The 22511-nt window shown below is 71.5% G+C and carries 21 protein-coding genes; 4 read left to right on the top strand and 17 right to left on the bottom strand.

What is annotated here, in order from left to right; genetic code table 11:
- Nucleotide 1: 1 nt before the first annotated feature.
- Entirely contained in the window at nt 2-1153 is a 1152-nt protein-coding gene (locus ACSUPV_RS33015; protein WP_436949103.1) for a TDT family transporter, read from the top strand.
- Here ACSUPV_RS33015 and ACSUPV_RS33010 read toward each other — a convergent pair.
- From ACSUPV_RS33010 to ACSUPV_RS32995, 4 genes are all read right to left on the bottom strand, one after another.
- Nucleotides 1065-1784, bottom strand: coding sequence for a helical backbone metal receptor (locus ACSUPV_RS33010; RefSeq protein WP_037760473.1), 720 nt, complete (start codon nt 1782-1784; stop codon nt 1065-1067). The genes ACSUPV_RS33015 and ACSUPV_RS33010 overlap by 89 nt on opposite strands.
- On the bottom strand, nt 1781-2350 hold the full coding sequence (locus tag ACSUPV_RS33005) for a helix-turn-helix domain-containing protein (protein ID WP_031114654.1): 570 nt from the start codon (nt 2348-2350) through the stop codon (nt 1781-1783). The genes ACSUPV_RS33010 and ACSUPV_RS33005 overlap by 4 nt, the downstream gene beginning before the upstream one ends.
- A gap of 332 nt (nt 2351-2682) precedes the next feature.
- Entirely contained in the window at nt 2683-5301 is a 2619-nt protein-coding gene (locus tag ACSUPV_RS33000) for an ABC transporter permease/substrate binding protein (protein ID WP_031114652.1), read from the bottom strand.
- The gene (locus ACSUPV_RS32995) at nt 5294-6385 is read right to left on the bottom strand and encodes a quaternary amine ABC transporter ATP-binding protein (protein WP_359785737.1); all 1092 of its coding nucleotides are present in this window, start codon (nt 6383-6385) and stop codon (nt 5294-5296) included. The genes ACSUPV_RS33000 and ACSUPV_RS32995 overlap by 8 nt, the downstream gene beginning before the upstream one ends.
- Before the next feature lie 221 nt (nt 6386-6606).
- Here ACSUPV_RS32995 and ACSUPV_RS32990 point away from each other — a divergent pair, with 221 nt between their 5' ends.
- Both ACSUPV_RS32990 and ACSUPV_RS32985 read left to right on the top strand, forming a co-directional pair.
- Complete coding sequence (locus ACSUPV_RS32990; protein ID WP_382616887.1) at nt 6607-7512, top strand: 5'-3' exonuclease; 906 nt, start codon at nt 6607-6609, stop codon at nt 7510-7512.
- Nucleotides 7513-7638: 126 nt separating this feature from the next.
- Nucleotides 7639-8484 carry a siderophore-interacting protein gene (locus ACSUPV_RS32985; protein ID WP_037760464.1) on the top strand — a complete coding sequence of 282 codons (846 nt, stop codon included), beginning with the start codon at nt 7639-7641 and terminating at the stop codon, nt 8482-8484.
- Nucleotides 8485-8704: 220 nt separating this feature from the next.
- Here the strand turns inward: ACSUPV_RS32985 and ACSUPV_RS32980 are convergent, their stop codons facing one another.
- Nucleotides 8705-9286: a GNAT family N-acetyltransferase gene (locus tag ACSUPV_RS32980; protein ID WP_436949102.1), complete on the bottom strand. Its 582-nt coding sequence runs from the start codon at nt 9284-9286 to the stop codon at nt 8705-8707.
- Between the two features lie 80 nt (nt 9287-9366).
- Between ACSUPV_RS32980 and ACSUPV_RS32975 the strand changes: the two genes are divergently transcribed.
- The gene (locus ACSUPV_RS32975) at nt 9367-10392 is read left to right on the top strand and encodes an RluA family pseudouridine synthase (RefSeq protein WP_436949101.1); all 1026 of its coding nucleotides are present in this window, start codon (nt 9367-9369) and stop codon (nt 10390-10392) included.
- Here the strand turns inward: ACSUPV_RS32975 and ACSUPV_RS32970 are convergent.
- The 12 genes from ACSUPV_RS32970 to ACSUPV_RS32915 form a co-directional block, all read right to left on the bottom strand.
- Nucleotides 10386-11924 (bottom strand): cytochrome P450, encoded by a 1539-nt coding sequence (locus tag ACSUPV_RS32970; RefSeq protein ID WP_436949100.1) that lies wholly within the window; start codon nt 11922-11924, stop codon nt 10386-10388. The two genes, ACSUPV_RS32975 and ACSUPV_RS32970, sit on opposite strands and share 7 nt — an antisense overlap.
- Before the next feature lie 59 nt (nt 11925-11983).
- On the bottom strand, nt 11984-12604 hold the full coding sequence (locus ACSUPV_RS32965; RefSeq protein ID WP_031114643.1) for a GTP-binding protein: 621 nt from the start codon (nt 12602-12604) through the stop codon (nt 11984-11986).
- A complete protein-coding gene (locus tag ACSUPV_RS32960) occupies nt 12585-12986 on the bottom strand; it encodes a DUF742 domain-containing protein (protein WP_031114642.1) in 402 nt (133 codons plus the stop codon). The genes ACSUPV_RS32965 and ACSUPV_RS32960 overlap by 20 nt, the downstream gene beginning before the upstream one ends.
- A complete protein-coding gene (locus ACSUPV_RS32955) occupies nt 12983-13390 on the bottom strand; it encodes a roadblock/LC7 domain-containing protein (RefSeq protein ID WP_031114641.1) in 408 nt (135 codons plus the stop codon). The genes ACSUPV_RS32960 and ACSUPV_RS32955 overlap by 4 nt, the downstream gene beginning before the upstream one ends.
- On the bottom strand, nt 13387-15030 hold the full coding sequence (locus ACSUPV_RS32950; protein WP_078650746.1) for a sensor histidine kinase: 1644 nt from the start codon (nt 15028-15030) through the stop codon (nt 13387-13389). Before ACSUPV_RS32950 ends, ACSUPV_RS32955 begins: the two co-directional genes overlap by 4 nt.
- Nucleotides 15031-15426: 396 nt before the next feature.
- On the bottom strand, nt 15427-18276 hold the full coding sequence (locus ACSUPV_RS32945; protein ID WP_436949099.1) for a DEAD/DEAH box helicase: 2850 nt from the start codon (nt 18274-18276) through the stop codon (nt 15427-15429).
- A gap of 56 nt (nt 18277-18332) precedes the next feature.
- Complete coding sequence (locus tag ACSUPV_RS32940) at nt 18333-19223, bottom strand: diacylglycerol kinase (protein ID WP_436949098.1); 891 nt, start codon at nt 19221-19223, stop codon at nt 18333-18335.
- Nucleotides 19224-19254: 31 nt separating this feature from the next.
- Nucleotides 19255-20217 carry a twin-arginine translocase subunit TatC gene (gene tatC, locus ACSUPV_RS32935; protein ID WP_436949097.1) on the bottom strand — a complete coding sequence of 321 codons (963 nt, stop codon included), beginning with the start codon at nt 20215-20217 and terminating at the stop codon, nt 19255-19257.
- A gap of 47 nt (nt 20218-20264) precedes the next feature.
- Complete coding sequence (gene tatA, locus ACSUPV_RS32930) at nt 20265-20546, bottom strand: Sec-independent protein translocase subunit TatA (RefSeq protein ID WP_031114631.1); 282 nt, start codon at nt 20544-20546, stop codon at nt 20265-20267.
- Between the two features lie 259 nt (nt 20547-20805).
- Nucleotides 20806-21000, bottom strand: a complete 195-nt coding sequence (locus tag ACSUPV_RS32925) for a hypothetical protein (protein ID WP_031114630.1) — start codon at nt 20998-21000, stop codon at nt 20806-20808.
- 36 nt (nt 21001-21036) lie between these two features.
- The gene (locus tag ACSUPV_RS32920; RefSeq protein WP_436949096.1) at nt 21037-21330 is read right to left on the bottom strand and encodes a hypothetical protein; all 294 of its coding nucleotides are present in this window, start codon (nt 21328-21330) and stop codon (nt 21037-21039) included.
- 100 nt (nt 21331-21430) lie between these two features.
- Nucleotides 21431-22495 carry a helix-turn-helix transcriptional regulator gene (locus tag ACSUPV_RS32915; protein WP_436949095.1) on the bottom strand — a complete coding sequence of 355 codons (1065 nt, stop codon included), beginning with the start codon at nt 22493-22495 and terminating at the stop codon, nt 21431-21433.
- Between the last annotated feature and the right edge of the window lie 16 nt (nt 22496-22511).

Below are 22511 nucleotides of genomic sequence, written 5' to 3'. Positions count from 1 at the left end.
CATGGTCACCGCAGCCCGGCCCCTCGCGTACCCCCTCTCCGTCCGCCACCTCGGACCCAACTGGTACGCCACCGTCATGGGCACCGCCGTCGTCGCCACCGCCGGAACCGCCCTCCCCCAGCACCTCCCCGGGCTGCGCGGAGCACTCGCCGCCGTCTGGGTCCTCTCCCTCGCCCTGCTCCTGACCCTGCTCGGCGCCCGCTGCGCGCACTGGGCCCGCCACCGCGACCAGGCCCGTGCCCACCTCCTCGACCCGGCGACGGCACCCTTCTACGGCTGTCTCGCCATGGCCCTGCTCGCCGTGGGCGGCGGCGCCCTCACCGTCGGCCGGGACGTGATCGGCCTGCGGGCCGCGGTGGCGCTGGACACCGTGCTGTTCACCGCCGGTACGGCTCTGGGGCTGGCCGCCGCCGTCGCCGTTCCGTATCTGATGGCCGTACGCCACCGGGTCGAGCCGGGGCAGGCGACACCCGTGTGGCTGCTGCCGCTGGTCGCGCCCATGGTGTCGGCCGCCGTCGGGCCGCCGCTGGTGCCGCAGCTGCCTCCCGGCCGGCCCCGCGAGACGCTGCTCCTCGTCTGCTTCGCGCTGTTCGGGCTGAGCCTGCTCGCGACCCTGCTCATGCTGCCGCTGGTCTTCGCCCGGCTGCTCACCGGCGGGCCGCTGCCCCTCGCCCTCACCCCGACGCTGTTCCTGGTGCTGGGGCCGCTCGGGCAGTCCACCACCGCCGTCGGCGCCTTCGCGGACGTCGCCCCCGGGGTCGTACCGGAGCCGTACAGCCAGGGCTTCGGTGCCCTCGCCGTGCTCTACGGCGTGCCCGTCATGGGGTTCGCGCTGCTGTGGTTCTGCCTGGCCACGGCCCATGTGTGGCGCGCGCGGCGGCACGGGATGCGGTTCGCCATGACCTGGTGGTCGTTCACCTTCCCGGTCGGCACCTGCGTCACGGGCGCCGCGGCGCTGGGCCGGCACACCGGGCTGGTGGCCTACACCGGGCCCGCGGCGGTCCTGTACGTCGTGCTCGTCCTGGCGTGGGGCGTCGCCGTCGGCGGCACCCTGCGCGGGCTGGTCAGGGGCGAGCTGCTCGCAGGGCCCGGCCCAGTACCCGTGGCGCCTCGGCCAGCGACGGCCCGTACCACGTCAGGTGCCGTCCGCTGACGAGCGCGCAGGGCAGGCCCGGGAACGCCTCCGGTCCGTCGTCGGCGGTGAAGCGGTACGGCTCGTCGGGGAGGACCACCACATCGGGTGCGCAGGCGCGGAGTTCGTCCAGCGGAACGCGGGGGTAGCGGTCGGAGTGCTCCGCGTGCACGTGGTCGACACCGAGGCGGGCCAGGACGTCGCCGGCGAAGGTGTCACGGCCCAGGACCATCCACGGGCGCCGCCAGATCGGCACGACCGCCGTCAGGCGTACGGCCGGCCGGGGCAGGGACGACCAGGTGTCCTCGGCCTCGTCCAGCCAGCGCGGCCGGGCCGTCACCCCGCAGGCGTCCAGGACCCGGGCCAGTTCCCGGAAGGCCTGCGGCACGTCGCGGACCTCCGTCACCAGGACCTCCACGCCCGCCGCGCGCAGGGCCGCCAGGTCGGGGGCGCGGTTCTCCTCCTCGTTCGCGATGACCAGGTCGGGGGCGAGGGAGAGGATCCGGTCGGTCCGCGGGTTCTTCGTCCCGCCGACGCGTACGGCGTCCAGGCCGGGCGGGTGGGTGCACCAGTCGGTGACGCCGACGAGCGTGCCGGGCGCCGAGCGGGCCACGGCCTCCGTCAACGAGGGGACGAGGGAGACCACCCTCACCGGCGTGGCCGGTCCCGGACCGCCTCGATGTGCTCCGCGACGGCGACGACGATCACCCGGGTGTCCGACTCCGCCGCCCGCCAGCGGTGCCGCACACCGCCGGTGAGGTACAGCGTGTCACCGCGGCCGAGGCGGTAGGCGCGGCCCTCCGCCTCGATCTCCACCGCGCCGTCGGCGACGTACATCAACTGGTCGTTGCGGTACTGGAATTCACGGCCCGCGTCGTGGTCGCCGGTGAACTCGGAGGCGTGCATCTGGTGGTGGCCGCGCACCAGGGAACGAGCCCGGGGCCGGGGCAGCGGCTCGGTGTCGTCGGCGCGGACGACGTCCACGCTGCACGCCGGGTCCGCGGCGGCGAGGAGCTCCACGGCGGTGGTGCGCAGGGCGTCGGCGACCTTCTCCAGGGAGCTTCGGCTGGGCCGCGCCCGGTCGTTCTCGACCTGGCTCAGGAACGGGACCGACAGGCCGCTGCGCTCGGCCACGACGGCGAGCGTGAGCTCCAGCGCGCGGCGCCGTCGGCGCACGGCCGCGCCCACCCGCAGGGGCTGCTCCTTGTGGTCGCCCATCGCTCCGGTTCCCTCCTTCGCCCGTCGATCCGCTCCCTGCGCGCCGGTGTCCCGGCGCACTCCTCGTGTTGAGTTGTCTGCACCCTACGCATGTTCGGCAAACCGTTTCATGCGCCCGTCACATCGACGTCATACGAGGTGACGCGGGACCTCACAGTTCGCGCCAGGGGATCCGCCGTGCCCAGGGGCGGGCGGGGATTCCTCCCGTGGACGGAACAGGGAGGCAGCGGGGGTCCGGGGGGTGGCGTAGCGCTCTGTGGTTGTCCGGATCCCGCTCGTGGGAACGGGGTGCGGGGCGGGACGCGGCGTGTCGCGCGTCCCACCCCCGAACCCTACTGCGGAGTCATCCGGTTCACCACGTCCGGATGCTCCTCGAGCCAGGCGGCGACGGCCTCCTCCTCATGGCCCTGCCCGCGGTCCTTGATCTCGCTCTCCAGGGAGCCGAGCTCGTCCTCGCTCATCCTGAAGTTCTTGATCCACTTCGTGAGCTGCGGGTACTGCTCGGGGAACTTCTCGTTGGAGATGGTGCGGATCGTGTTGCCCTCGCCGAAGGCCTTCTTGGGGTCCTTCAGCTTGGTCAGCTCGTAGTCGCTGTACGCCCAGTGCGGCGACCAGAGGGTGACGGCGATCGGCTCCTTCTTGGCGTAGGCGCGCTTCAGCTCGGCCAGCATGGCCGGGGTGGAGCCGTCGACGACCTCGTACTCCTTGTCCAGGCCGTAGGCGGGCAGGACCTTGTTCTTCGCCAGGTCCATCTCGCCGGTGCCTGGCTCGATGCCGATGATCTTCCCCTTGAAGGTGCCGGCCTTGCCCTTGAGGTCCTCCAGGGAGTCGACGCCCTTCACGTAGGAGGGTACGGCGATCTCCAGGGAGGTCGGTTCGTACCAGGTGCCGAGGTCCTTGAGGCGGTCCTTGTTCTTGTCCCAGTAGTTCTTCTGGGCGTAGGGCAGCCAGGCGTCGAAGTTGAGGTCGAGATCGCCCGAGGCCAGGCCCGTGTAGACGGGGCCGACGTCCATCTGCTTGAGGTTCAGCTTGTAGCCGCGCCGCTCCAGCACGTTCTTCCACAGGTAGGTGACGGCGATGTCCTCGTCCCAGGGGAACCACGCCACGTCCAGGGGCCGCTTCGCCTCGGCGGGGGTGCCGCCCCCGGCGTTCTTCACCGGGGCCATCCTGTCGGCGAAGCCGGGGTGCTGCTTGAGCCAGGCGCGCACGGCCTCCTGCTGGTTGCCCTTGCCCGCCTTGTTGATCTCGGCTTCGAGGCTGGTGAGCTCCTTCTCGCTCATCCTGAACTTCTTCAGCCACTCGGCGACCGTCGGGTCGTCGTCGGCGAAGCCCTTGCGGGACAGGGTGTGCACGCCGTCGCCCTCGCCCCAGGCGCCCTTCGGGTCCTTGAGCTTCCTGAGGTCGTAGTCGTTGTACGCCCAGTGCGGCGACCAGAGCGTGACGACGATCGGCTTCTTCTGGGCGTAGGCGCGCTTCAGCTCGGCCAGCATCGCGGGCGTGGAGCTGTCGACGACCTGGTACTCCTTGTCCAGGCCGTACTCCTTGAGGACCTTGCTCTTGAGCAGGGCCATCTCGCCGGCGCTGGACTCGATGCCGGTGATCCTGCCGCCGAACTCGGAGGCCTTGCCCTTGAGGTCCGCCAGGGAGTCGATGCCCTTCATGTAGGAGGGCACGGAGAGCTCCAGGGACGTCTTGTCGTACCAGGCGCCGAGGTCGTCGAGCTGCTTGCCGTACTTCTTCCAGTACTGGGCGTGGGTGGTGGGCAGCCAGGCGTCCGTCTGGAAGTCGACGTCGCCCTGGGCGAGGGAGGTGTACAGCGGGCCCGCGTCGAACTGCTTGGCCTCGACCTGGTAGCCGCGCTGTTCCAGGACCTCCTTCCAGAGGAAGGTGGAGGCGACGCCCTCGTCCCAGGGGATGTAGCCGATGCTGATCTTCTTGCCCTGGCCGACGTCCTTGCCGCCGGCGGCGGCCGTGGCGCCGGTGCCGCTGCCGCCGAGGACGCCCATGCCGCCCGCGGCGAGCGCGAGGACGACGACGCCGATCACGGCGACGGCCGGGCGAGGCCGGTACGACCAGATCCTCAGCCCCTGGGCGGCGCGCAGCTTGGCGGCGGCGCGGCGGCCGAGCGGGGAGACCTGGGTGCCCAGCGCGCTGGTCATGCGGTCGAGGTAGATCGCGAGGATCACGATGGCCACGCCGGCCTCGGAGCCGAGGCCCACGTTGAGCTGGCCGATGGCCTCGTTGACGTCGCCGCCGAGGCCGCCGGTGCCGACCATGCCGGCGATCGCGGCCATGGACAGGCCGAGCATGATGACCTGGTTGACGCCGGCCATGACCGTGGGCAGGGCCAGGGGGAGCTGGACGCGCAGCAGGGTGTTGCGGGGCGTCGTGCCGAACGCGTCGGCCGCTTCCACGAGTTCCTTGTCGACCTGCCGGATGCCCAGCTCGGTCATGCGCACGCCCGGGGCGAGCGCGAAGATCAGGGTGGCGACGATGCCCGCGGGGGCGCCGGTGCCGAAGAAGAGGATCGCCGGGATGAGGTAGATCATCGCGGGCAGCGTCTGCATGAAGTCCAGCACGGGCCGGACCAGTCCGCTGACACGGTCGGAGCGGGCCGCCCAGATGCCCACGGGCAGGGCGATCACCAGGGCGATGACGGTCGCCACGAGGACGAGCGCCAGGGTGATCATCGCGTTCTCCCACAGTTCGAGGGAGTCGATGAACGCGAATCCGGCGAAGGCGAGGACACCGGCGAGGGTGCCGCGCAGCCAGAAGGCGATCACGGCGAAGATGCCCGCGAGGAGCAGTGGTTCGGGGGCCTGGAGGACGGCGTTGATGCCGTCGTAGAGGCCGAGGAAGACGGTCTTGCAGAAGTCGAACAGCCACGCCATGTGGGTGGTGAGCCAGTCGACCGCGTCGTTGACCCAGGTGCCGAGCTGAATCCTAGGCACGGGCGATCACCTTCTCTCCGCCCTTGTCGCGCGGGGAGTCGCAGGGCTGCGTGTCCGTGTCCTGCACGTCGCCGAGGAAACGGACCAGGCGCTGCCGGGGCACGACGCCGATCTGCCTGTTGTCCTCGTCGACGACCGAGACCGGATGCGAGAGCCGGGCGCTGATGGCGCAGAGCTCCGTGAAGGGGGTGTCGGGCGTGGCGGTCTCGCAGTGGCAGCCGGGGTCGTCGGCGGTGACCGAGGTGTCCATGAGCTCACCGGCGGTCAGGACGCGGGAGCGGTCGACGTCCTGGGTGAAGGAGGCGACGTAGTCGTTCTCCGGCCGCAGCAGGATGTCCTGGGCGGTGCCGTTCTGGACGATGCGGCCGTCACGCATGACGGCGATGCGGTCGCCCAGGCGCATGGCCTCGTTCAGGTCGTGCGTGATGAAGACGATCGTCTTCTTGAGCTTCTGCTGGAGTTCCAGCAGCTGGTCCTGCATGTCGCGGCGGATCAGCGGGTCCAGGGCGCTGAAGGACTCGTCCATCAGCAGCAGGTCGGCGTCGGTGGCCAGCGCCCGGGCGAGGCCGACGCGCTGCTGCATGCCGCCGGACAGCTCGTCGGGCCAGGACTTCTCCCAGCCGGCCAGGCCGCACAGGGCGAGCGCCTCGTCGGCGCGGCGTGCGCGCTCGGCGCGGGGCACGCCCTGCACTTCCAGACCGTAGGCGGCGTTCTCGCGCACGCTGCGGTGCGGGAAGAGCGCGAAGTGCTGGAACACCATGCTGATCTTCCGGGAGCGGACCTGGCGGAGTTCGCGGTCGCCGAGCGCGGTCAGGTCCTGGCCGTCGAAGCGCACGTGTCCCGCGGTCGGTTCGAGCAGGCCGTTCAGCATGCGCAGCAGGGTGGACTTGCCGGAGCCGGACAGGCCCATGACGACGAAGATCTGGCCGGGCTCCACGGTGAAGGAAGCGTCGATCACGGCGGCGGTCGTGCCCTCGGCGCGCAGTTCCTCCCGGTCGGCTCCGTTCCGGAGCCGCTCGACCGCCTGGTCCGGTCTCCTGCCGAACACTTTGTACAGGCTCTCTGCCTCAAGGGTCGCTGACACGTGCACCTCTGTTTCGACGACGACGAGAACGCGGCGAGGCCGGGGCGCAAAACAGTTGAAATGCGCAACCGACCTCGCTCCGGGGCGGCGCCTACCCGGTGGCCGAAAACCAAACCCGGACGTGGGGAGCTTCACACAGAACGCGCACACCACAACGCGTTGCGCGGAGCGACCGGCTGTCAGTGCCGTGCGGCATGATGCGGGGCGTGACCGGACGACTGATGCTCCTCGACACCGCTTCCCTGTACTTCCGCGCCTACTTCGGCGTCCCCGAGTCGGTCAGGGCACCGGACGGCACCCCGGTGAACGCCGTGCGCGGCCTGCTCGACTTCATCGACCGCCTGGTCAGGGACCACCGGCCGGACCATCTCGTGGCGTGCATGGACGCCGACTGGCGTCCGCACTGGCGGGTGGAGCTGATCCCCTCGTACAAGGCGCACCGCGTCGCCGAGGAGCACGCGGCCGGCCCGGACGAGGAGGAGGTGCCCGACACGCTGTCGCCGCAGGTGCCGGTCATCGAGGCGGTGCTGGACGCGGTGGGCATCGCGCGCGTGGGCGTCGCGGGGTACGAGGCGGACGACGTGATCGGCACGTTCACCGCGCGGGCGAAGGGCCCGGTCGACATCGTCACGGGCGACCGCGACCTGTACCAGCTGGTGGACGACGCGCGCGGGGTGCGCGTGCTGTATCCGCTGAAGGGCGTGGGCACGCTGCAGCACACCGATGAGGCCGTGCTGCGCGAGAAGTATGGGGTCGACGGGAGCGGGTACGCGGATCTGGCCCTGCTGCGCGGCGATCCCAGCGACGGCCTGCCGGGCGTGCCGGGCATCGGGGAGAAGACGGCCGCCAAGCTGCTGGCCGAGTTCGGGGACCTGGCCGGGATCCTGGCGGCGGTCGAGGACCGGCGGTCGAAGCTGACGCCGACGCAGCGCAGGCGGCTGGACGAATCGCGCCCGTACCTCGCGGTCGCGCCGAAGGTGGTCCGGGTCGCGGACGACGTACCGCTCCCGGACGTCGTCACCGCGCTGCCGCGGGCGCCGCGCGACCCGGCGGCCCTGGAGGTGCTGGCGGCCCGCTGGGGTCTGGGCGGGTCACTGGAGCGCCTGCTGGCGACGCTCCGGGCCTGACCCGTTGGTGAGAGTGCGGCGTGACCTTCGCGTCCGAGAGGTGTGAATCGCGGGCGACGAGAGGTGTGAATCGCGAGCGAGGTGCTAACTTAGGTAACCCTAACTATGCGATACAGGGAGGTCCTCATGGCAGAGCGACCGGGACGCCAGCCGCGCACGCCGCACTCCGCTCAGGTCGTCCGCACCGAGCGGCTGACTCCGCACATGCAGCGTGTGGTGCTCGGTGGTGAGGGCCTCGCCGACTTCGCCGCGGACACCTGCACCGACCACTATGTGAAGCTGCTGTTCGCGCCCGGGGACGTGACGTACCCGGAGCCCTTCGACCTGCAGCGCATCCGCGAGGAGCTGCCCCGCGCGCAGTGGCCGGTGACCCGGACGTACACGGTGCGCCAGTGGGACCCGGAACACCGCGAACTGACCCTGGACTTCGTCATCCACGGCGACGAGGGCCTGGCGGGCCCCTGGGCCGCGCGCGTCCAGCCGGGCGAGACCGTGCGGTTCATGGGTCCCGGCGGGGCGTACGCGCCCGACCCGGAGGCGGACTGGCATCTGCTCGTCGGCGACGAGAGCGCCCTGCCCGCGATCGCCTGCGCCCTGGAGGCCCTGCCGCGCGGGACCCGGGCATACGCCTTCGTGGAGGTCTCCGGCCCCGAGGAGGAGCAGAAGATCGACTCGGACGTGGAGGTCGTCTGGCTGCACCGCGGTGACCGGCCCCTGGGCGAGGCGCTGGTCGAGGCCGTGCGGAACCTGGAGTTCCCCGAGGGCCGGGTGCATGCCTTCGTGCACGGCGAGGCGCATTTCGTGAAGCAGCTGCGCCATCTGCTCCGGGTCGAGCGCCAGGTCCCGCGCGAGGACCTGTCGATCTCCGGCTACTGGCGGCGCGGCCACGACGAGGACGGCTGGCAGGCCTCCAAGCGGGAGTGGAACGCGCGCATCGAGGCGGAGCAGGAGAGCAGCACGTCGGCCGCGTGAGGCAGGGACCGCCAGGCAAGTGCCGGGAGGCCTGGGCCGAGGGCGGGAGACATGAGCCGGGCGGGAGCATGAGTCCTGCCGGAAGGCAGGGACCCGCCGGGAGGGCCAAGAGCATTACCGGGCCGGGAGAGTGGGCCCTCCGGGAGGCAGGGCCTGCCGGGCGCACGAGCCCACCAGGAGGCACGAGCCCACCAGGAAGCTCGGGCCCGCCCGGGGCGGCTCAGTGCCCTCGCACGCGGGCGTGGAGATGCATATCGTGCCAGCCGTCCGGCTGCAGCGCGGCGCTGCGCTTCGTGCCCTCCAGGGCGTAGCCGGTGCTTGTGGCGACACGGCAGGACGCCTCGTTGCGCACGGCGTGCAGCAGCTCCAGCCGGTGGAAGCCGACCTCGTCGAGGGCCCAGCGGGTGAGCGCGGTCGTGGCCCGGGCGGCGACGCCCCGGCCCCGTGCCTCCGGGACGGTCCAGTAGGCCACCTCCGCCGTCCCGTCGTCCAGCCGTATCTCGCGCAGCGCGACCCGGCCCAGCAGCGCACCGGATCCCGCGTCGACGACGGCCCACTGCGCCTCCCGTTCCTCCTCCCACGCCTGGTGCCAGTCCCGGATCCAGCCGGCGACCTCCTCCTCGGAGTCGGCGGCCCGGGCGTGCCACTGGTGCATCACGGGGTCCTGGAAGACCTGGTACACCGCGGGCGCGTCCCCGGCCCGCCAGGGGCGCAGGAGGAGTCCGCCGTCGGTGGGGAGGGTGGGCTGCGGACGGTGGGTGAGGGCCCCGGCGGTCAGGACCGGGCCGATGAGGAAGGGCATGCCCGCATCCTGACAACCGGGCGGCCGGTGGCCCCAGCGGTTTTCCTCCGGGGCGCGCAGGCCTCGTACGCTGGGCCGCGATGAGACGCAAGACCCGCACCCCGCCCTCTCCCCTGCCGCAGCGCCACGGGGTGGACCCGGTGCGGGTGCGGCTGCCGGCCGCGGGCGCGTGGGCCACGGTGCGCGAGCACCTGGTGGAGCGGCTCTCCGGGGCGGAAGCCGGGGTCGTCGACGGGATGTTCGACGCGGGGCTGGTTGTCGGGGCGGACGGACGGGCCGTGCCGTCGGACGCGCCCTTCGTGCCGGGGATGTTCGTGTGGTTCCACCGGGAGCTGCCCGACGAGACGCCGGTGCCCTTCCCGCTGGAGGTCGTGCACCGGGACGAGCACATCGTCGTCGCCGACAAGCCCCACTTCCTGGCCACCACCCCGCGCGGCGCCCACGTCGCCGAGACCGCGCTGGCCCGGCTCCGCCGCGAGCTGGACATCCCGACCCTCAGCGCCGCGCACCGGCTGGACCGGCTCACGGCCGGGCTCGTGCTGTTCACCGTGCGCCCCGAGGAGCGCGGCGCGTACCAGACGCTGTTCCGCGACCGGCGGGTCCGCAAGGAGTACGAGGCCGTCGCCCCGTACGACTCCGCCCTCGCGCTCCCCCGGACCGTCCGCAGCCGGATCGTGAAGGAGCGCGGGGTGCTGACGGCGCGGGAGGTGCCGGGCGAGCCGAACGCGGTGAGCCGCGTCGAACTCGTCGAGCACCGGGCCGAGCCCCGGGTCGAGCACCGAACGGACGGGGCCGGCTCGCTCGCGATCAGCACCCTCGCCCGGTACCGGCTTCTGCCGGGTACCGGGCAGACCCACCAGCTGCGCGTGCACATGACCGCGCTGGGCGTGCCGATCCTCGGCGACCCGCTCTACCCGGAGGTGACCGGCCCCGTGCCGGCCGGTGACTTCCGGCGTCCGCTCCAACTGCTGGCACGGGGCCTGGAGTTCACCGACCCGGTCACGGGAGTGGAGCACCGGTTCCGCAGCAGCCGGGTGCTCGCGGCCTGGGCGTCGTACGACCGGTGGGCCGCCGGGACGTACGACGCCCCGTCACGCGGTCAGTAGCCGCGCCACCAGCTCAGGAAGCGCCGCCAGACACCCTTGCGCCGGGGCGGTTCCTCCGACGCCGGCTGCGGCTGGCCCGAGACCGGATGAGGCTGCACCGGAGCCGACTGGGGCTGCGGCTGCGCGGCGGCCGACGCGGGCTGGACGGGTGCGGCGACCGCTGCCGGCTGCGGTTGGGGTTGCGGCTGCACGGTGCCGATCTGCCAGTCGGAGCGCTGCGCCGGGACCGGCTTGTGGTTCGGCTGCTCCGACACGTCCTGCGGCGGCTTGGGCGAGAACTGCACCGGCATCGACACCAGGTGCCGGGAGGCGATGGACGCCGTCCAGCGCAGTTCCTCCTCGTCGCAGTCGAGTTCGACGTCGGGCAGCCGCATCAGCAGCGCGTCGACGCCGACGTCGGCGATGGAGCGGCCGATGTCCTGGCCGGGGCACTCGTGCGGGCCGCCGCCGAAGGCGAGATGGGAGCGGTTGCCCTGCATGCTGGCCTTCAGGTCCGGCCGCACCCGCGGGTCGACGTTGGCCGGGAGCGGGGCGAACAGCAGCCCGTCGCCCCGGCGGATGCGCTGTCCGCCCAGTTCGGTCTCCTGCTTGGCGAAGTACGCGAAGACCGTGCTGAACGGCGGCTCGTTCCACAGCGACTGTTCCACCGCCTCCGGCACCGTCATCTGGCCGCCGTTGAGCTGGGCCCGGAAACGCGGGTCGATCAGCACCGTGAGCAGCACGTTCGACAGCAGGTTGGTGGTGGCCTCGTAGGCGGCGAAGAGCACCAGGCGCAGGTGCTCCCTGACCTCGTCGTCGCTGAGCCGGGCCGGGTGGGTGATCAGGTAGCTGGCGAGGTCCTCCTCCGGCTGGGCGCGGCGGCGGGCGGTGAGCCGGCTCAGGGCGTCCATGACGTAGGAGTGGCTGGCGATCGCGGTCTCGGTGCCCTTGAGCGCGTCGCGGGCCGCCTCGACGATCCGGTCGTTGTACTCGCCGGGCATGCCGAGGATCTCGCACATCACCGCCATCGGCAGGTGCTCGGTGAACTGGCCGACGAGGTCGGCCTCGCCCTTCTCGCAGAAGCGGTTGACGATCTGCTGCGTGCTGCGGTTGATGTAGCGGCGCAGGCTGCGGAAGTCGATGGTCGAGATGGCGCCCATGACCGCGCCGCGCAGCCGCTTGTGCTCGTCGCCCTCGGCGTGCGAGGCGATGGGCTGCCACGCGATGTGCGGCATCAGCGGGTGGTCGGGCTTGACCAGGCCGTCCTTGAGGGGGGTCCAGATACGGCTGTCCCGGCAGAACTGCGAGGGCGAGCGCACCATGTGCAGGTTCTCGGCGTGGCCGAGGACGATCCAGATCGGCACGTCGTCGTGGAGCAGCACGGGCGCCACGGGGCCGTGCTGCTCCCGCAGTTGCTCGTACAGCGCTCCCAGGTCCTCCACCTCGTGCAGCCGGTGCAGCCCCCCGGGCCCGAGGCCGTGCGCGGGGCAGCCGGGGGGCGGCCCGGACCGGGTGTCGTCCGTACCGGTCGGGGCGTGGGATTCAGGCGTCACAGTGGTCGCTCCGAAACTTTCCAGTGTCTGGGGGAGATGTGGGGTGGGCCGGATACCGATCAGGTGCGCGAGCCCGTCATGGCGAGGGAGTGCAGGAAGCGCATGAGGGTCATCAGGACGTCGCGGCTGGAGGCCCGGCGGCGCGCGTCGCACTCCATGATCGGGATGTCGGGGGCGAGGTCGAGGGCCGTGCGCAGTTCCTCGATGGGGTAACGGGGCGCGTCGGGGAAGGAGTTGATGGCGACCACGAACGGCACACCACGTTCCTCCAGGCGCCCCATGACGTCGAAGCTGACCTCCAGCCGACGGGTGTCGACCAGCACCACCGCGCCGAGCGCGCCCTCGAACAGGCCGTTCCACAGGAACCAGAAGCGCTGCTGGCCGGGTGTGCCGAAGAGGTACAGCACGAGCTGGTCGGTGATGCTGATCCGGCCGAAGTCCATGGCGACGGTGGTGGCCGTCTTGGAATCGGAGCCGAAGTTGTCGTCGACACCGATGCCGGCCTGCGTCATGGTCTCCTCGGTGGTCAGCGGTTTGATCTCGCTGACCGAGCCGACCATGGTCGTCTTGCCGACGCCGAAACCCCCCACGATCACGATCTTGGCCGCGGCCTGCGTCGTGTGTGGCAACTGGTCCTCGGCCCGGGGGCCCGGGATGGTGTCAGAGCCTTTGAAGTCCATTCATCACCGCTTCGAGGAGGGAACGGTCGGGGACCGCCTGACGGACGATCGGGGAGCGCGCGTGCACCAGTTCCGCCGTGAGCAGCTCGGTGAGCAGCGTGCCCATCGCGCTGAACGGCAGGCTGAGGTAGGCCGACAGCTCCGCCACGGAGAGGGGGGCGGCGCAGAGCCGGAGCAACGCCGCCTGCTCGGGGGTGGCGGAGGGCGGCGGGTCTGCGGCACGCGCCACGATTAACGTCACCAGGTCGAGTTCGGCCCGTTCGCCGTCCGGGCCGGCCACCACGTACATCCGCTCGGGGTTGGGTTTGCCCTCGCCCTCCTGGGAAGGCTGCGGGGCCGGTTCCGGTGCCGGGTTGCGCCTCTGGCGTTGCGGAGGCGTCATACGATCTGCCCGTTCCGCCGGGGCGGACTGGTCAGATGGCCGCCGATCCGGACCACCAGGTCGCGCATCATCGCGCTCATCCGGCCGGGTTCGCACCGCACGTCGGAGAGCACGGCGAGGAAGGCGTTGGCGCCGGCGCCCATCAGATAGAAGTAGCCCTGGTCGATCTCGATCATGACGAGCTTCATCTCACCGTCGCCGACGCTGAGTTCCTGGCAGATGCTGCCCGCGAGGGACTGCAGGCCGGCGCAGGCCGCGGCGACCCGGTCGGCCGCGTCGGGCTCGCCCCCGTAGCGGGCGATGCGCAGTCCGTCGGCCGAGAGCACCACGATCATCTCGATGCCCGGTACGCCGTCGGCGAGTTGCTTGAGCATCCAGTCGAAGTTGCCTCGCTGCTGGATCACTTGAGATCCCCCTCGTCATCGGCCTCGGTGGGGGCCGGGTCGTTGAGCAGGTGCAGGTACTTGGTGGGATTCCGAATGAAGTCGGTCGGGTGGGTGCCGGGCTCGATGCCCTGCTTGAGTCCCTCCCAGAAGGCCTCCAGGCCCTTTCCGGGGGCGTCGGGGGCGCTCATGTCGCGCAGGGGCGGCACCTCGGGCTCCTTGATCGCGGCCCAGGGGTTGTGCTCGCCGCGTGCCTCGGCCTCGCGGTCGGCCTTCTCGTTGGCGGCCTGCTGGGCGAGTCGCTCGGAGAGCGGTGTCTTCACCCGGCTGCGGCGCTGCGGCAGGCCGTTCGCCGTCCACTCGGTGACCTCGGGGACGTCGTCGTCCTCCAGGGAGACCGTCGCGGGGAGCTTCGGGCTGGTGGGGCGGCGCTTCTTGGGGGTGCGCTTCGGCCCCTCGGGGATGCCGACCTTCATGGGGATGCCCGTGGCGCCGATGCCGTGGGCGAGTCCGACACCGGGCTCGTGGGTGATCATCTCGCTCGGCACGATGAGGATGGCGCGGACACCGCCGTACGCGGAGGCCCGCAGCGAGACCTGCATGTTGTACGCCGTGCAGAGGCGGCCCACCACGGCGAGGCCCAGGCGCGGGTGCTCGCCGATGTCCTGGAGGTCGACGCCGGCCTTGGCCGCCTCCAGCATGCCCTCGATCCGGGCGCGCGCCTCCTCGTTGAGGTTGACGCCGCCGTCCTCGATCTCGATGCAGACGCCGGTCTGCACCTCGGTGGCGGTGACGTGCACCTTGGTCTGCGGCGGCGAGTAGCGCGTGGCGTTGTCGAGGAGTTCGGCGGCGGCGTGGATGACCGGCTCCACGTAGATGCCCTTGACGCTGACCTTGGCGATGGAGGACAGCTGGATGCGCCGGTACTCCAGGATGCGGGACATGGCGCCGCGCAGGGTGCTGTACAGGGACACCGGCTGGGGCCACTGCCGTCCGGGGCGTCCGCCGCCGAGGACGGAGACGGAGTCGGCGAGGCGGCCGATCAGGGCGTTGCCGTGGTCGATGCGCAGCAGGTCGTCGAAGACCTCGGGGTTGCGGCCGTGGTCCTCCTCCATCTCCCGGAGTTCCTCGGCCTGCTGGTGGATGATCGCCTGGACGCGGCGGGCGACACTGACGAAGGAGCGCGCGGCGGCGTCCCGCATGGTCACTTCGCGATCGACGATCCTCAGCACCGTCAGCAGCGTCTCGGCCTGCGGCGCGGGGATGTCGCGGAACGCGGGGTTGGAGAGACCGAGCTTGCGAATCACCTCTCTGGGGGATTCTCCGGTGGCGAGCAGATCGAGCGCGGCGGGGATCATCTCCCGCGAGAAGCGGACCAACTCGTTCTCGTGGACGGCGATCCGCTGTTCCAGATGCGCGGTGTGGCGGGCGTGCTCCGCCCGCTGGTTCCGCAGGGCACGGCCGCGGCGCACCGCCTCGGCCGCCGTCGCGATCACGAGCGCGGTGGCGATGCCGCCGCACCAGCCGACGGCGAGCCGGGCCGGCTCCGCCACCAGGGCGACGGCGGCTCCGGTCGCCGCCGCCATCACTATGGCCGGCAGCAACAGCACGCGCGTGTAGGGCAGTTCACGGCGACCTGGAGGGGATTGAACACTCACCATGTGGGCCTTCTGACAGGAGACGACTGAGGTTCGGGGGGACTCGCAAGTGGGTATGTCATGAAACTGTCGGGATCTTCCGCACATTGGGGAACAAGCGCACGAATTCATCTCAAGCCGGTGCGCTGCGGGCGAGCTTAGTCCGACCGGATCATCGCCGTGTCATATTCCACAACTGCCGGAAACCGGTCGCGAAGGGATAGTAGGCTCATTCATTTATACGCTGCGACACCGTTCGAATACGGCTCGTAGCGGCGTACAGACATACGAAAGTCCCTCACCGTCACGGGTGAGGGACTCTCAGGACAACGCCCCTTCAGGGGCGCGGGGCTGTGTCATTGTGCGGCTCCGCCGCGTGGGCGCGAGCAACCACAATCCACCGGCACCCGCGCAACAAGCTCACCCCACCGACGAGTAGGCGACCACTCCCCGCAGCAACAGATCAACAGCCTTACGCGCGTTCTTCACCACGGAAGACCCGGGCGGCGCCGCCGCCGCGATCTGCCCCAGCACATCGATGACCTGCTTGCACCACCGCACGAAGTCCCCCGCCGGCATCTCCGCCTCGCGCAGCACCTCGTCGAGCCCCTTCCCGGAGGCCCACATGTACGCGGCCCAGGCGAAGCCGAGATCGGGCTCGCGCTGCCCGACCCCCTCGGTCTGGGTGATCCGGAACTCCTCCTCCAGCGCGTCCAGCCGCCCCCAGATCCGCACCATCTCGCCCAGCGCTGCCTTGGCCTTGCCCGACGGCAGCTTCGGCGCCAGCGCGTCGTCCCCGACGCGCGCCTCGTACACCAACGCCGAGACGCATCCGGCGAGTTCGGCCGGTCCGAGCCCCTCCCAGACGCCCTCGCGCAGACACTCGCTGGCGAGCAGGTCCAGCTCGCCGTAGAGCCGCGCGAGCCGCTTGCCGTGCTCGGTGACCTCGTCGGCGCGCAGGTAGTCCAGCTCGGTCAGCAGGGCGACGATACGGTCGAACGTGCGGGCGATGGTGTTCGTACGGCCCTCGATCCGCCGCTCCAGCTGCGAGGTGTCGCGCAGCAGCCGGTGGTACCGCTCGGCCCAGCGGGCGTGGTCCTCGCGGTCGCTGCACCCGTGGCAGGGGTGCGCGCGCAGCGCCGTCCGCAGCCGGGCGATCTCGCGGTCGTCGGCCGCCTGGGAGCGCCGCTTGCGGTGCCGGTCGGCCGGGATGTGCCCGGCCTTGGTGCGCAGCGCCGACGCGAGGTCCCGGCGGGACTGCGGGGAACGCGGGTTGAAGGACTTCGGGATCCGCATCCGCTCCAACGGCTCGACCGGAACCGGGAAGTCGATGGCCGCCAGCCGCTTCACCTGCCGCTCGGCGGTCAGCACCAGGGGGCGCGGCCCGTCGTGGTGGTCGAAGCCGCGGTGGCCGTTCGAACGGCCCGCGGGCAGGCCCGGGTCCAGGACCAGCGCCAGGCCCGCGTACTTGCCGGTGGGCACGTGGATGACGTCACCGGGCTTGAGCTTCTCCAGCGCGACGGCGGCTTCCGCGCGCCGCTGGGCCGCGCCCTGCCGGGCCAGCTCGTTCTCCCGGTCCTTCAGCTCGCGGCGGAGCCGGGCGTACTCCTCGAAGTCGCCGAGGTGGCAGGTCATGGAGGCCTTGTAGCCCTCCAGGCCCTCCTCGTTGCGCTGCACCTGACGCGAGATGCCGACGACCGACTTGTCCGCCTGGAACTGCGCGAACGACGTCTCCAGCAGCTCGCGCGAGCGGTGCCGGCCGAACTGCTCCACCAGGTTGACCGCCATGTTGTACGACGGCTTGAAACTGGAGCGCAGCGGGTACGTGCGCGTGCCCGCGAGACCGGCCAGGTGCTCCGGGTTCATGCCGCGCTGCCACAGCACCACCGCGTGGCCCTCGACGTCGATGCCGCGCCGCCCGGCCCGGCCCGTCAGCTGGGTGAACTCGCCCGGGGTGATGTCGGCGTGCTGCTCGCCGTTCCACTTGACGAGCTTCTCCAGGACCACCGAGCGGGCGGGCATGTTGATGCCGAGGGCGAGGGTCTCGGTCGCGAACACGGCCTTGACCAGCCCGCGCACGAACAGCTCCTCGACGACCTCCTTGAAGGTCGGCAGCATGCCCGCGTGGTGGGCGGCGATGCCGCGCTCCAGGCCCTCCAGCCACTCGTAGTAGCCGAGGACGTGCAGGTCCTCGCGCGGGATGGACGCCGTGCGCTCCTCGACCAGGGAGCGGACCCGCCGGCGCGCCTCCTCGTCGTTGAGCCGCAGGCCCGCGTACAGGCACTGCTGGACGGCGGCCTCGCAGGCGGCGCGGCTGAAGATGAAGGTGATGGCGGGCAGCAGCCCCTCGGCGTCGAGCCGCTCGATGATCTCGGGCCGGCTCGGCGTCCACACCCGGGACCGCTGTCTGCGCTCGCGCTCGCGGTCGGCCTCGCGCAGGGACCGGCCGCGCCGGCGGTCCTGGAACGACGGCCGGCTCGCCTCCATCCGCGCCATGCGCGTCAAGTCGGGGTTGACGGCCTTCTTGTGGCCCTCGCCCTCCTCGAACAGGTCGTACATCCGCCGCCCGGCCAGCACGTGCTGGAACAGCGGCACGGGCCGGTGCTCGGAGACGATCACCTCGGTGTCGCCGCGGACCGTGTCCAACCAGTCGCCGAACTCCTCGGCGTTCGACACGGTCGCCGAGAGCGAGATCAGGGTGACCGACTCGGGCAGGTGGATGATCACCTCTTCCCAGACGGCGCCCCGGAACCGGTCGGAGAGGTAGTGCACCTCGTCCATGACCACGTAGCCGAGGCCCAGGAGGGTCTGGGAACCGGCGTACAGCATGTTCCGCAGCACCTCGGTGGTCATCACGACCACCGGGGCGTCGGAGTTGACGCTGTTGTCGCCGGTGAGCAGGCCCACCTTGTCCGTGCCGTAGCGGCGGCACAGGTCGGCGTACTTCTGGTTCGACAGGGCCTTGATGGGTGTCGTGTAGAAGCACTTCTTGCCCTGCTGGAGGGCGAGGTGGACGGCGAACTCGCCGACGATCGTCTTGCCGGAGCCGGTGGGCGCGGCGACCAGCACGCCCTTCCCCGCTTCGAGCGCCTGGCAGGCCTCGATCTGGAAGGGGTCGAGGCCGAAGTCGTACATCTCGCGGAAGGAGGCGAGCGCGGTGGCCTGCTCGGCAGCGCGCTTGCGGGCTGCCGCGTACCGCTCGGCCGGTGAGAGGTCCTCTGTCATCGTGCTTTCGAGCGTACCGGGCCGCACTGACAACAGGACGATCATTATCCGGATCCGTCCCTGTGAAACCAGGGATCGGCGCAGCTCAGGGGCGACGGGCCTCAGGGGCCGACGACCCGCACGCCCCCGCGCACGCAGCGCGCGGTCAGCGGCAGCGGACCGAGCGGCTCCCCGTCGGCGTAACCGGTGACATCCTCGGCGGCGATCTCCACCCGGGCCGCCCGCAGCACCGTCACCTTCGGGTGGTCGACGTGCGTCCCCCGGTACACCCTCGGGAACACCCGCAGCAGCGTCGTACGGCTGCAGTCCCCGACCACCGTGATGTCGAACATCCCGTCGGTCGGGTCGGCGCCGGGGCAGATCCGCATGCCGCCGCCGTAGGAGGAGCCGTTGCCGACGGCCACGAGGGTGGCCTCGATCTCGCGCACCTCGCCGTCGTCCAGCCGGATGCGGTACGCAAGGGGCCGGAACGCGGCCAGCTCGGCGAGCATCGCCAGGTCGTACTTCAGGCGCCCGGCGGGGCGGCGCATGCGGTTGCCCCGGTCGTTGACGCGGGAGTCGAAGCCGGAGGCGAGGACGGTGCCGAACCAGCGGTCGCCGACCTGTCCGAGGTCGATGTCCCTGATCCGCTCGCACTTGAGGGCGTCGGCGATCATGCGGCCCGCCGCGGCCGGCTCACGCACGGGCAGGCCGAGGGCGCGGGCGAAGTCGTTGCCGGTGCCGACGGCGACCAGGCCGAGCGGGGTGCGCGTGCCCGCGACGGCCCGCAGGGCGAGGTTGGCCATGCCGTCACCGCCGACGGCTATCAGCGCTCCGGTGCCCGCCTCGACGGCGGCACGTGCGCGGACGAGGGCGTCCGCGGCGTCCTCCCCGAGCACCGTGCGCACCGAGAAACCGGCCGCCCGCAAAGCGGAAGCGGCCGGCTGCGCCGCGCGGGCGCCCCGGCCGCGGCCCGCGGTGGGGTTGACGAAGAGGGTGATCTCGCTGGTCACGCGACCGACCCTATGAGCTGCCCGCGGATCTTCAGGTCACGTCGTCATAACCGTTGACCCGGTCCGAGCGTTCCGCGCGCGCCTGCTCGGGCAGCGCCGCCCGGCTGGTGGTCACGGGCTCGATCTCGCCGATGTCCTCGGGGGTGAGATCCAGTTCGGACGCCTCGTCGTCGGCGGGGCCGAGGGCCTCGCGGCGGCTGCGGCGGCGGTCGTTCAGCAGGGAGAAGGCGACGGCCGCGAAGTACAGGATCCAGATCGGCGCCGCCAGCGCCAGCATGGTCAGCGGGTCGGTGCTGGGCGTGGCGATGGCCGCGAAGACCGTGATGCCCATGATCATGCCGCGCCACCAGCCGAGCATGCGCTTGCCGGTGAGCACCCCCGTGAGGTTGAGCATGACCAGCAGCAGCGGCAGCTCGAAGGAGAGGCCGAAGACGAGCACCATCCGCATGACCAGGTCGAGCAGGTCGTCCAGCGGAAGGAGGTTGGACGTGCCGCCCGGGGTGAACTCGAGCAGTACCTTCGCCGTGGTCGGGAGGACCGTGTAGGCGAAGTAGGCGCCGATGATGAACAGCGGGGCGCCCGTGGCGACGAAGGCGTAGGCGTACTTCTTCTCGTGCCGGTGCAGGCCCGGCGCGATGAAGGCCCACAGCTGGTAGAGCCAGACCGGCGAGGCCAGCACGACGCCGGCCATCAGCGACACCTTGAGCGCCAGGGTGAAGGGCGTGAGCAGGCCGTTGATGGTGATCTGCGCACACGGCTTCGAGCCCGCCTGCGCCCTGGCCAGTTCCGCGAAGGTCTTGTCACAGCCGACCGAGTCGAGGATCGGCTTGGTGATCAAGTTGATGATGTCGTTGTAGAAGAAGGCGGCGAAGACCGTGACGACGACGATCGCCAGGATCGCCTTGGCGAGCCGGTTGCGGAGCTCGCGAAGGTGCTCCGCGAGGGGCATCCGCCCCTCGGGGTCCTTCTCCTTCTTGCGGGCAGACTTCAGCAACCCACGTTCCCATCTCGTGCGGCGGGCCGGAGGTCACCGGCCCTGCGTCAGCGCTTGGTCGTGTCCGTCGGCTCGTTGACCGGGCGCGAGCTGGTCACGTCACCGGGGGCGGCCTGGATGGTGCGCTGCGCGGGCTCGTCGTTGTTCGGCGGGCCGGCCGGGGTCGTGGACGACTTGTTCTCGTCCTTCATCGCCTTGGCCTCGCTCTTGAGGATGCGGGCGGACTTGCCGAGCGACCGAGCCATGTCCGGAAGCTTCTTCGCGCCGAACAGCAGGATGATGACGACGAGGATGAGAATGATCTCGGGGGCTCCGAGCCTTCCGAACATAAGTCTTTACCTTCTCACCGAGGCGGCTGTGGTGGGGTGCTGTCCGACCGGTCGGACATATGTCCGAACGATCGTGTCGACAGCGATCGTAACGCTCAGGGGTGAACGTGAGGCAATCCCTCTGCAATCCCTGTGCGCACTCCCGTCCGCGGCCAGTGCCTCGTTAACCGGGCCGCGACCAGCAGAGTACCTGTCCGAACCGCCGAGGTGACAGGGCGAAGTGTCCCGAAGCGCAACAAGAGGTCGCCCGCCGGACGCCTCACAGCGCGTCCACGGACCGGGCCGCGCTCTCCGCCGCCCGCTCCAGGTCGTCGGCGGCCCGGCTGATCCGGCGCGCCGAATCCGTGACCTGCCTGCCCAGGCGCTGTGCCTCCACGAACACCCGCACGGCGAGCACCCCGAGCACGGAGAGACCCAGGAAACCCACGGCAATCGCGAACATCGGCCAGAACATGACGCCGAGCCTAGACCTTTCCCGGGGCTCGTCCCGCTAGAGGGTCGAGTGCAGCCGCAGGGTGCGCACGCCGCCGCCGGTCAGCAGCTCCACGATCCGCTCCCCCGCCGGCTTGCGGACCGACGCGCCGCACTCCGGGCAGGTGAACGAGTAGAAGGTGGTACGGCTCGTGGCCCCGATGGCGAGGCGCAGGGAGCCCGCGGTGAGCTCGAAGCGCCCCCGGCAGTCCGGGCAGCCCGCCTTGAACACCACCGGGGACACGCTTCTCATGCCGGCGAACGCGGACTCCACCGTCATGCCCCGCGCACCGGACGTCGCCGACTCGCTCACAGCCCTCGCTCCTCTTCCTGGGGTCGTTCGCCTCCGGGGCACCGCGGCCGGTGTGCGGGGCGGCCGGGCCGGGCCGCCGACGCCGGTGGGCGCCTGTGGCTCACTCGCGTCTGCCGTCCGGCCCGTCCGGAACCGCGTGCACCACGTGCGGCGCCTCGGCGGTCTCCACCGCGTCGGCCGCCTCGATCCCGTCGTACGCCGCCAGCGCCTCGCGGGCCGCCTGCCGGGCGCTGTCGGCCAGCTCCGGCGGGGAGACGATCCGTCCGTCCCGGCCGAGCCGCAGCGCCAGGCGCCGCAGCGACGCGGGGTCGGGGGTCCGCAGAGTGATACGGAGTCCGCCGTCCGCCAGCTCATCCGCGCTGTCGTGCGGGTAGTACTCGGCGACCCAGCGACCGCCGGGGCCGACCTCGACCACGACCTCCGGGTCCTCGGCCGCGGGCTGCACCAGCGCCTCGGACAGGTCCCGCAGCTCGATCTCCGGCGGCGCCGACGGCTCGTCCAGGATCTTGATCTCGGCGACCCGGTCGAGCCGGAAGGTGCGGCGCGCCTCCGAGCGGCGGCACCAGGCCTCGACATACGTGTGCCCGACGCTGACCAGGCGGATGGGGTCGATCTCGCGCTCGGTGACCTCGTCACGCGCGGGCGAGTAGTAGCGGATCCACAGCCGGCGGCGCTCGGCGATCGCCCGGTCGACGTCCGCGAAGACACCGCCCTCGGACTCGAAGGTCACCGACAGCCGCGAACTGGCACCGGCCGCCTCGCCGGCCGCGGCCTCCACCTTGGCCGTCGCCCGCAGCAGCGCCTGCCGGTCGCTCTCGCGCAGTCCGGGCAGGGTGGACACGGCCCGGGCGGCGACGAGCAGGGCGGTGGCCTCGTCGGCGGCGAGTCTGAGCGGCTCGGCGGCCTCCGCCGCGAGGGCGGCCGGGTTGTGCCACCAGATGCGCTCGCCGTCGGTGTCGATGTCGAGCAGGTCGCCCCCGCGGAAACTCGTGCCGCACATGGGCAGCACGTCGAGGTCGGAGACCAGCTCGTCCTCGGTGATACCGAAGGCGCGCGCGACGTCCTCGACCCGGGCCCCGGGGCGCTCCCTCAGATACGTCACCAGGGAGAGCATCCGCCGGGTCTGGTCGATGGCGTTCACGGGCCTGACCGGTTTGGCTGCCACTGTCTTCCCGCTCCCC

This window comes from Streptomyces sp. SudanB52_2052 (assembly GCF_964272415.1).
GTDB classification, from domain to species: domain Bacteria; phylum Actinomycetota; class Actinomycetes; order Streptomycetales; family Streptomycetaceae; genus Streptomyces; species Streptomyces olindensis.
Note: the sequence above shows the minus strand (reverse complement) of the source record. Positions and strands in the feature narration are given on the sequence as shown.

Excerpts from the sequence above, each read along its gene's own strand:
- ACSUPV_RS33015 (WP_436949103.1), top strand. The coding sequence starts at position 2 with ATGGTCACCGCAGCCCGGCCCCTCGCGTACCCCCTCTCCGTCCGCCAC.
- ACSUPV_RS33005 (WP_031114654.1), bottom strand. The coding sequence starts at position 2,350 with ATGGGCGACCACAAGGAGCAGCCCCTGCGGGTGGGCGCGGCCGTGCGC.
- ACSUPV_RS32990 (WP_382616887.1), top strand. The coding sequence starts at position 6,607 with ATGCTCCTCGACACCGCTTCCCTGTACTTCCGCGCCTACTTCGGCGTC.
- ACSUPV_RS32985 (WP_037760464.1), top strand. The coding sequence starts at position 7,639 with ATGGCAGAGCGACCGGGACGCCAGCCGCGCACGCCGCACTCCGCTCAG.
- ACSUPV_RS32980 (WP_436949102.1), bottom strand. The coding sequence starts at position 9,286 with ATGCCCTTCCTCATCGGCCCGGTCCTGACCGCCGGGGCCCTCACCCAC.
- ACSUPV_RS32975 (WP_436949101.1), top strand. The coding sequence starts at position 9,367 with ATGAGACGCAAGACCCGCACCCCGCCCTCTCCCCTGCCGCAGCGCCAC.
- ACSUPV_RS32965 (WP_031114643.1), bottom strand. The coding sequence starts at position 12,604 with ATGGACTTCAAAGGCTCTGACACCATCCCGGGCCCCCGGGCCGAGGAC.
- ACSUPV_RS32960 (WP_031114642.1), bottom strand. The coding sequence starts at position 12,986 with ATGACGCCTCCGCAACGCCAGAGGCGCAACCCGGCACCGGAACCGGCC.
- ACSUPV_RS32950 (WP_078650746.1), bottom strand. The coding sequence starts at position 15,030 with ATGGTGAGTGTTCAATCCCCTCCAGGTCGCCGTGAACTGCCCTACACG.
- ACSUPV_RS32945 (WP_436949099.1), bottom strand. The coding sequence starts at position 18,276 with ATGATCGTCCTGTTGTCAGTGCGGCCCGGTACGCTCGAAAGCACGATG.
- tatA (WP_031114631.1), bottom strand. The coding sequence starts at position 20,546 with ATGTTCGGAAGGCTCGGAGCCCCCGAGATCATTCTCATCCTCGTCGTC.
- ACSUPV_RS32925 (WP_031114630.1), bottom strand. The coding sequence starts at position 21,000 with ATGTTCTGGCCGATGTTCGCGATTGCCGTGGGTTTCCTGGGTCTCTCC.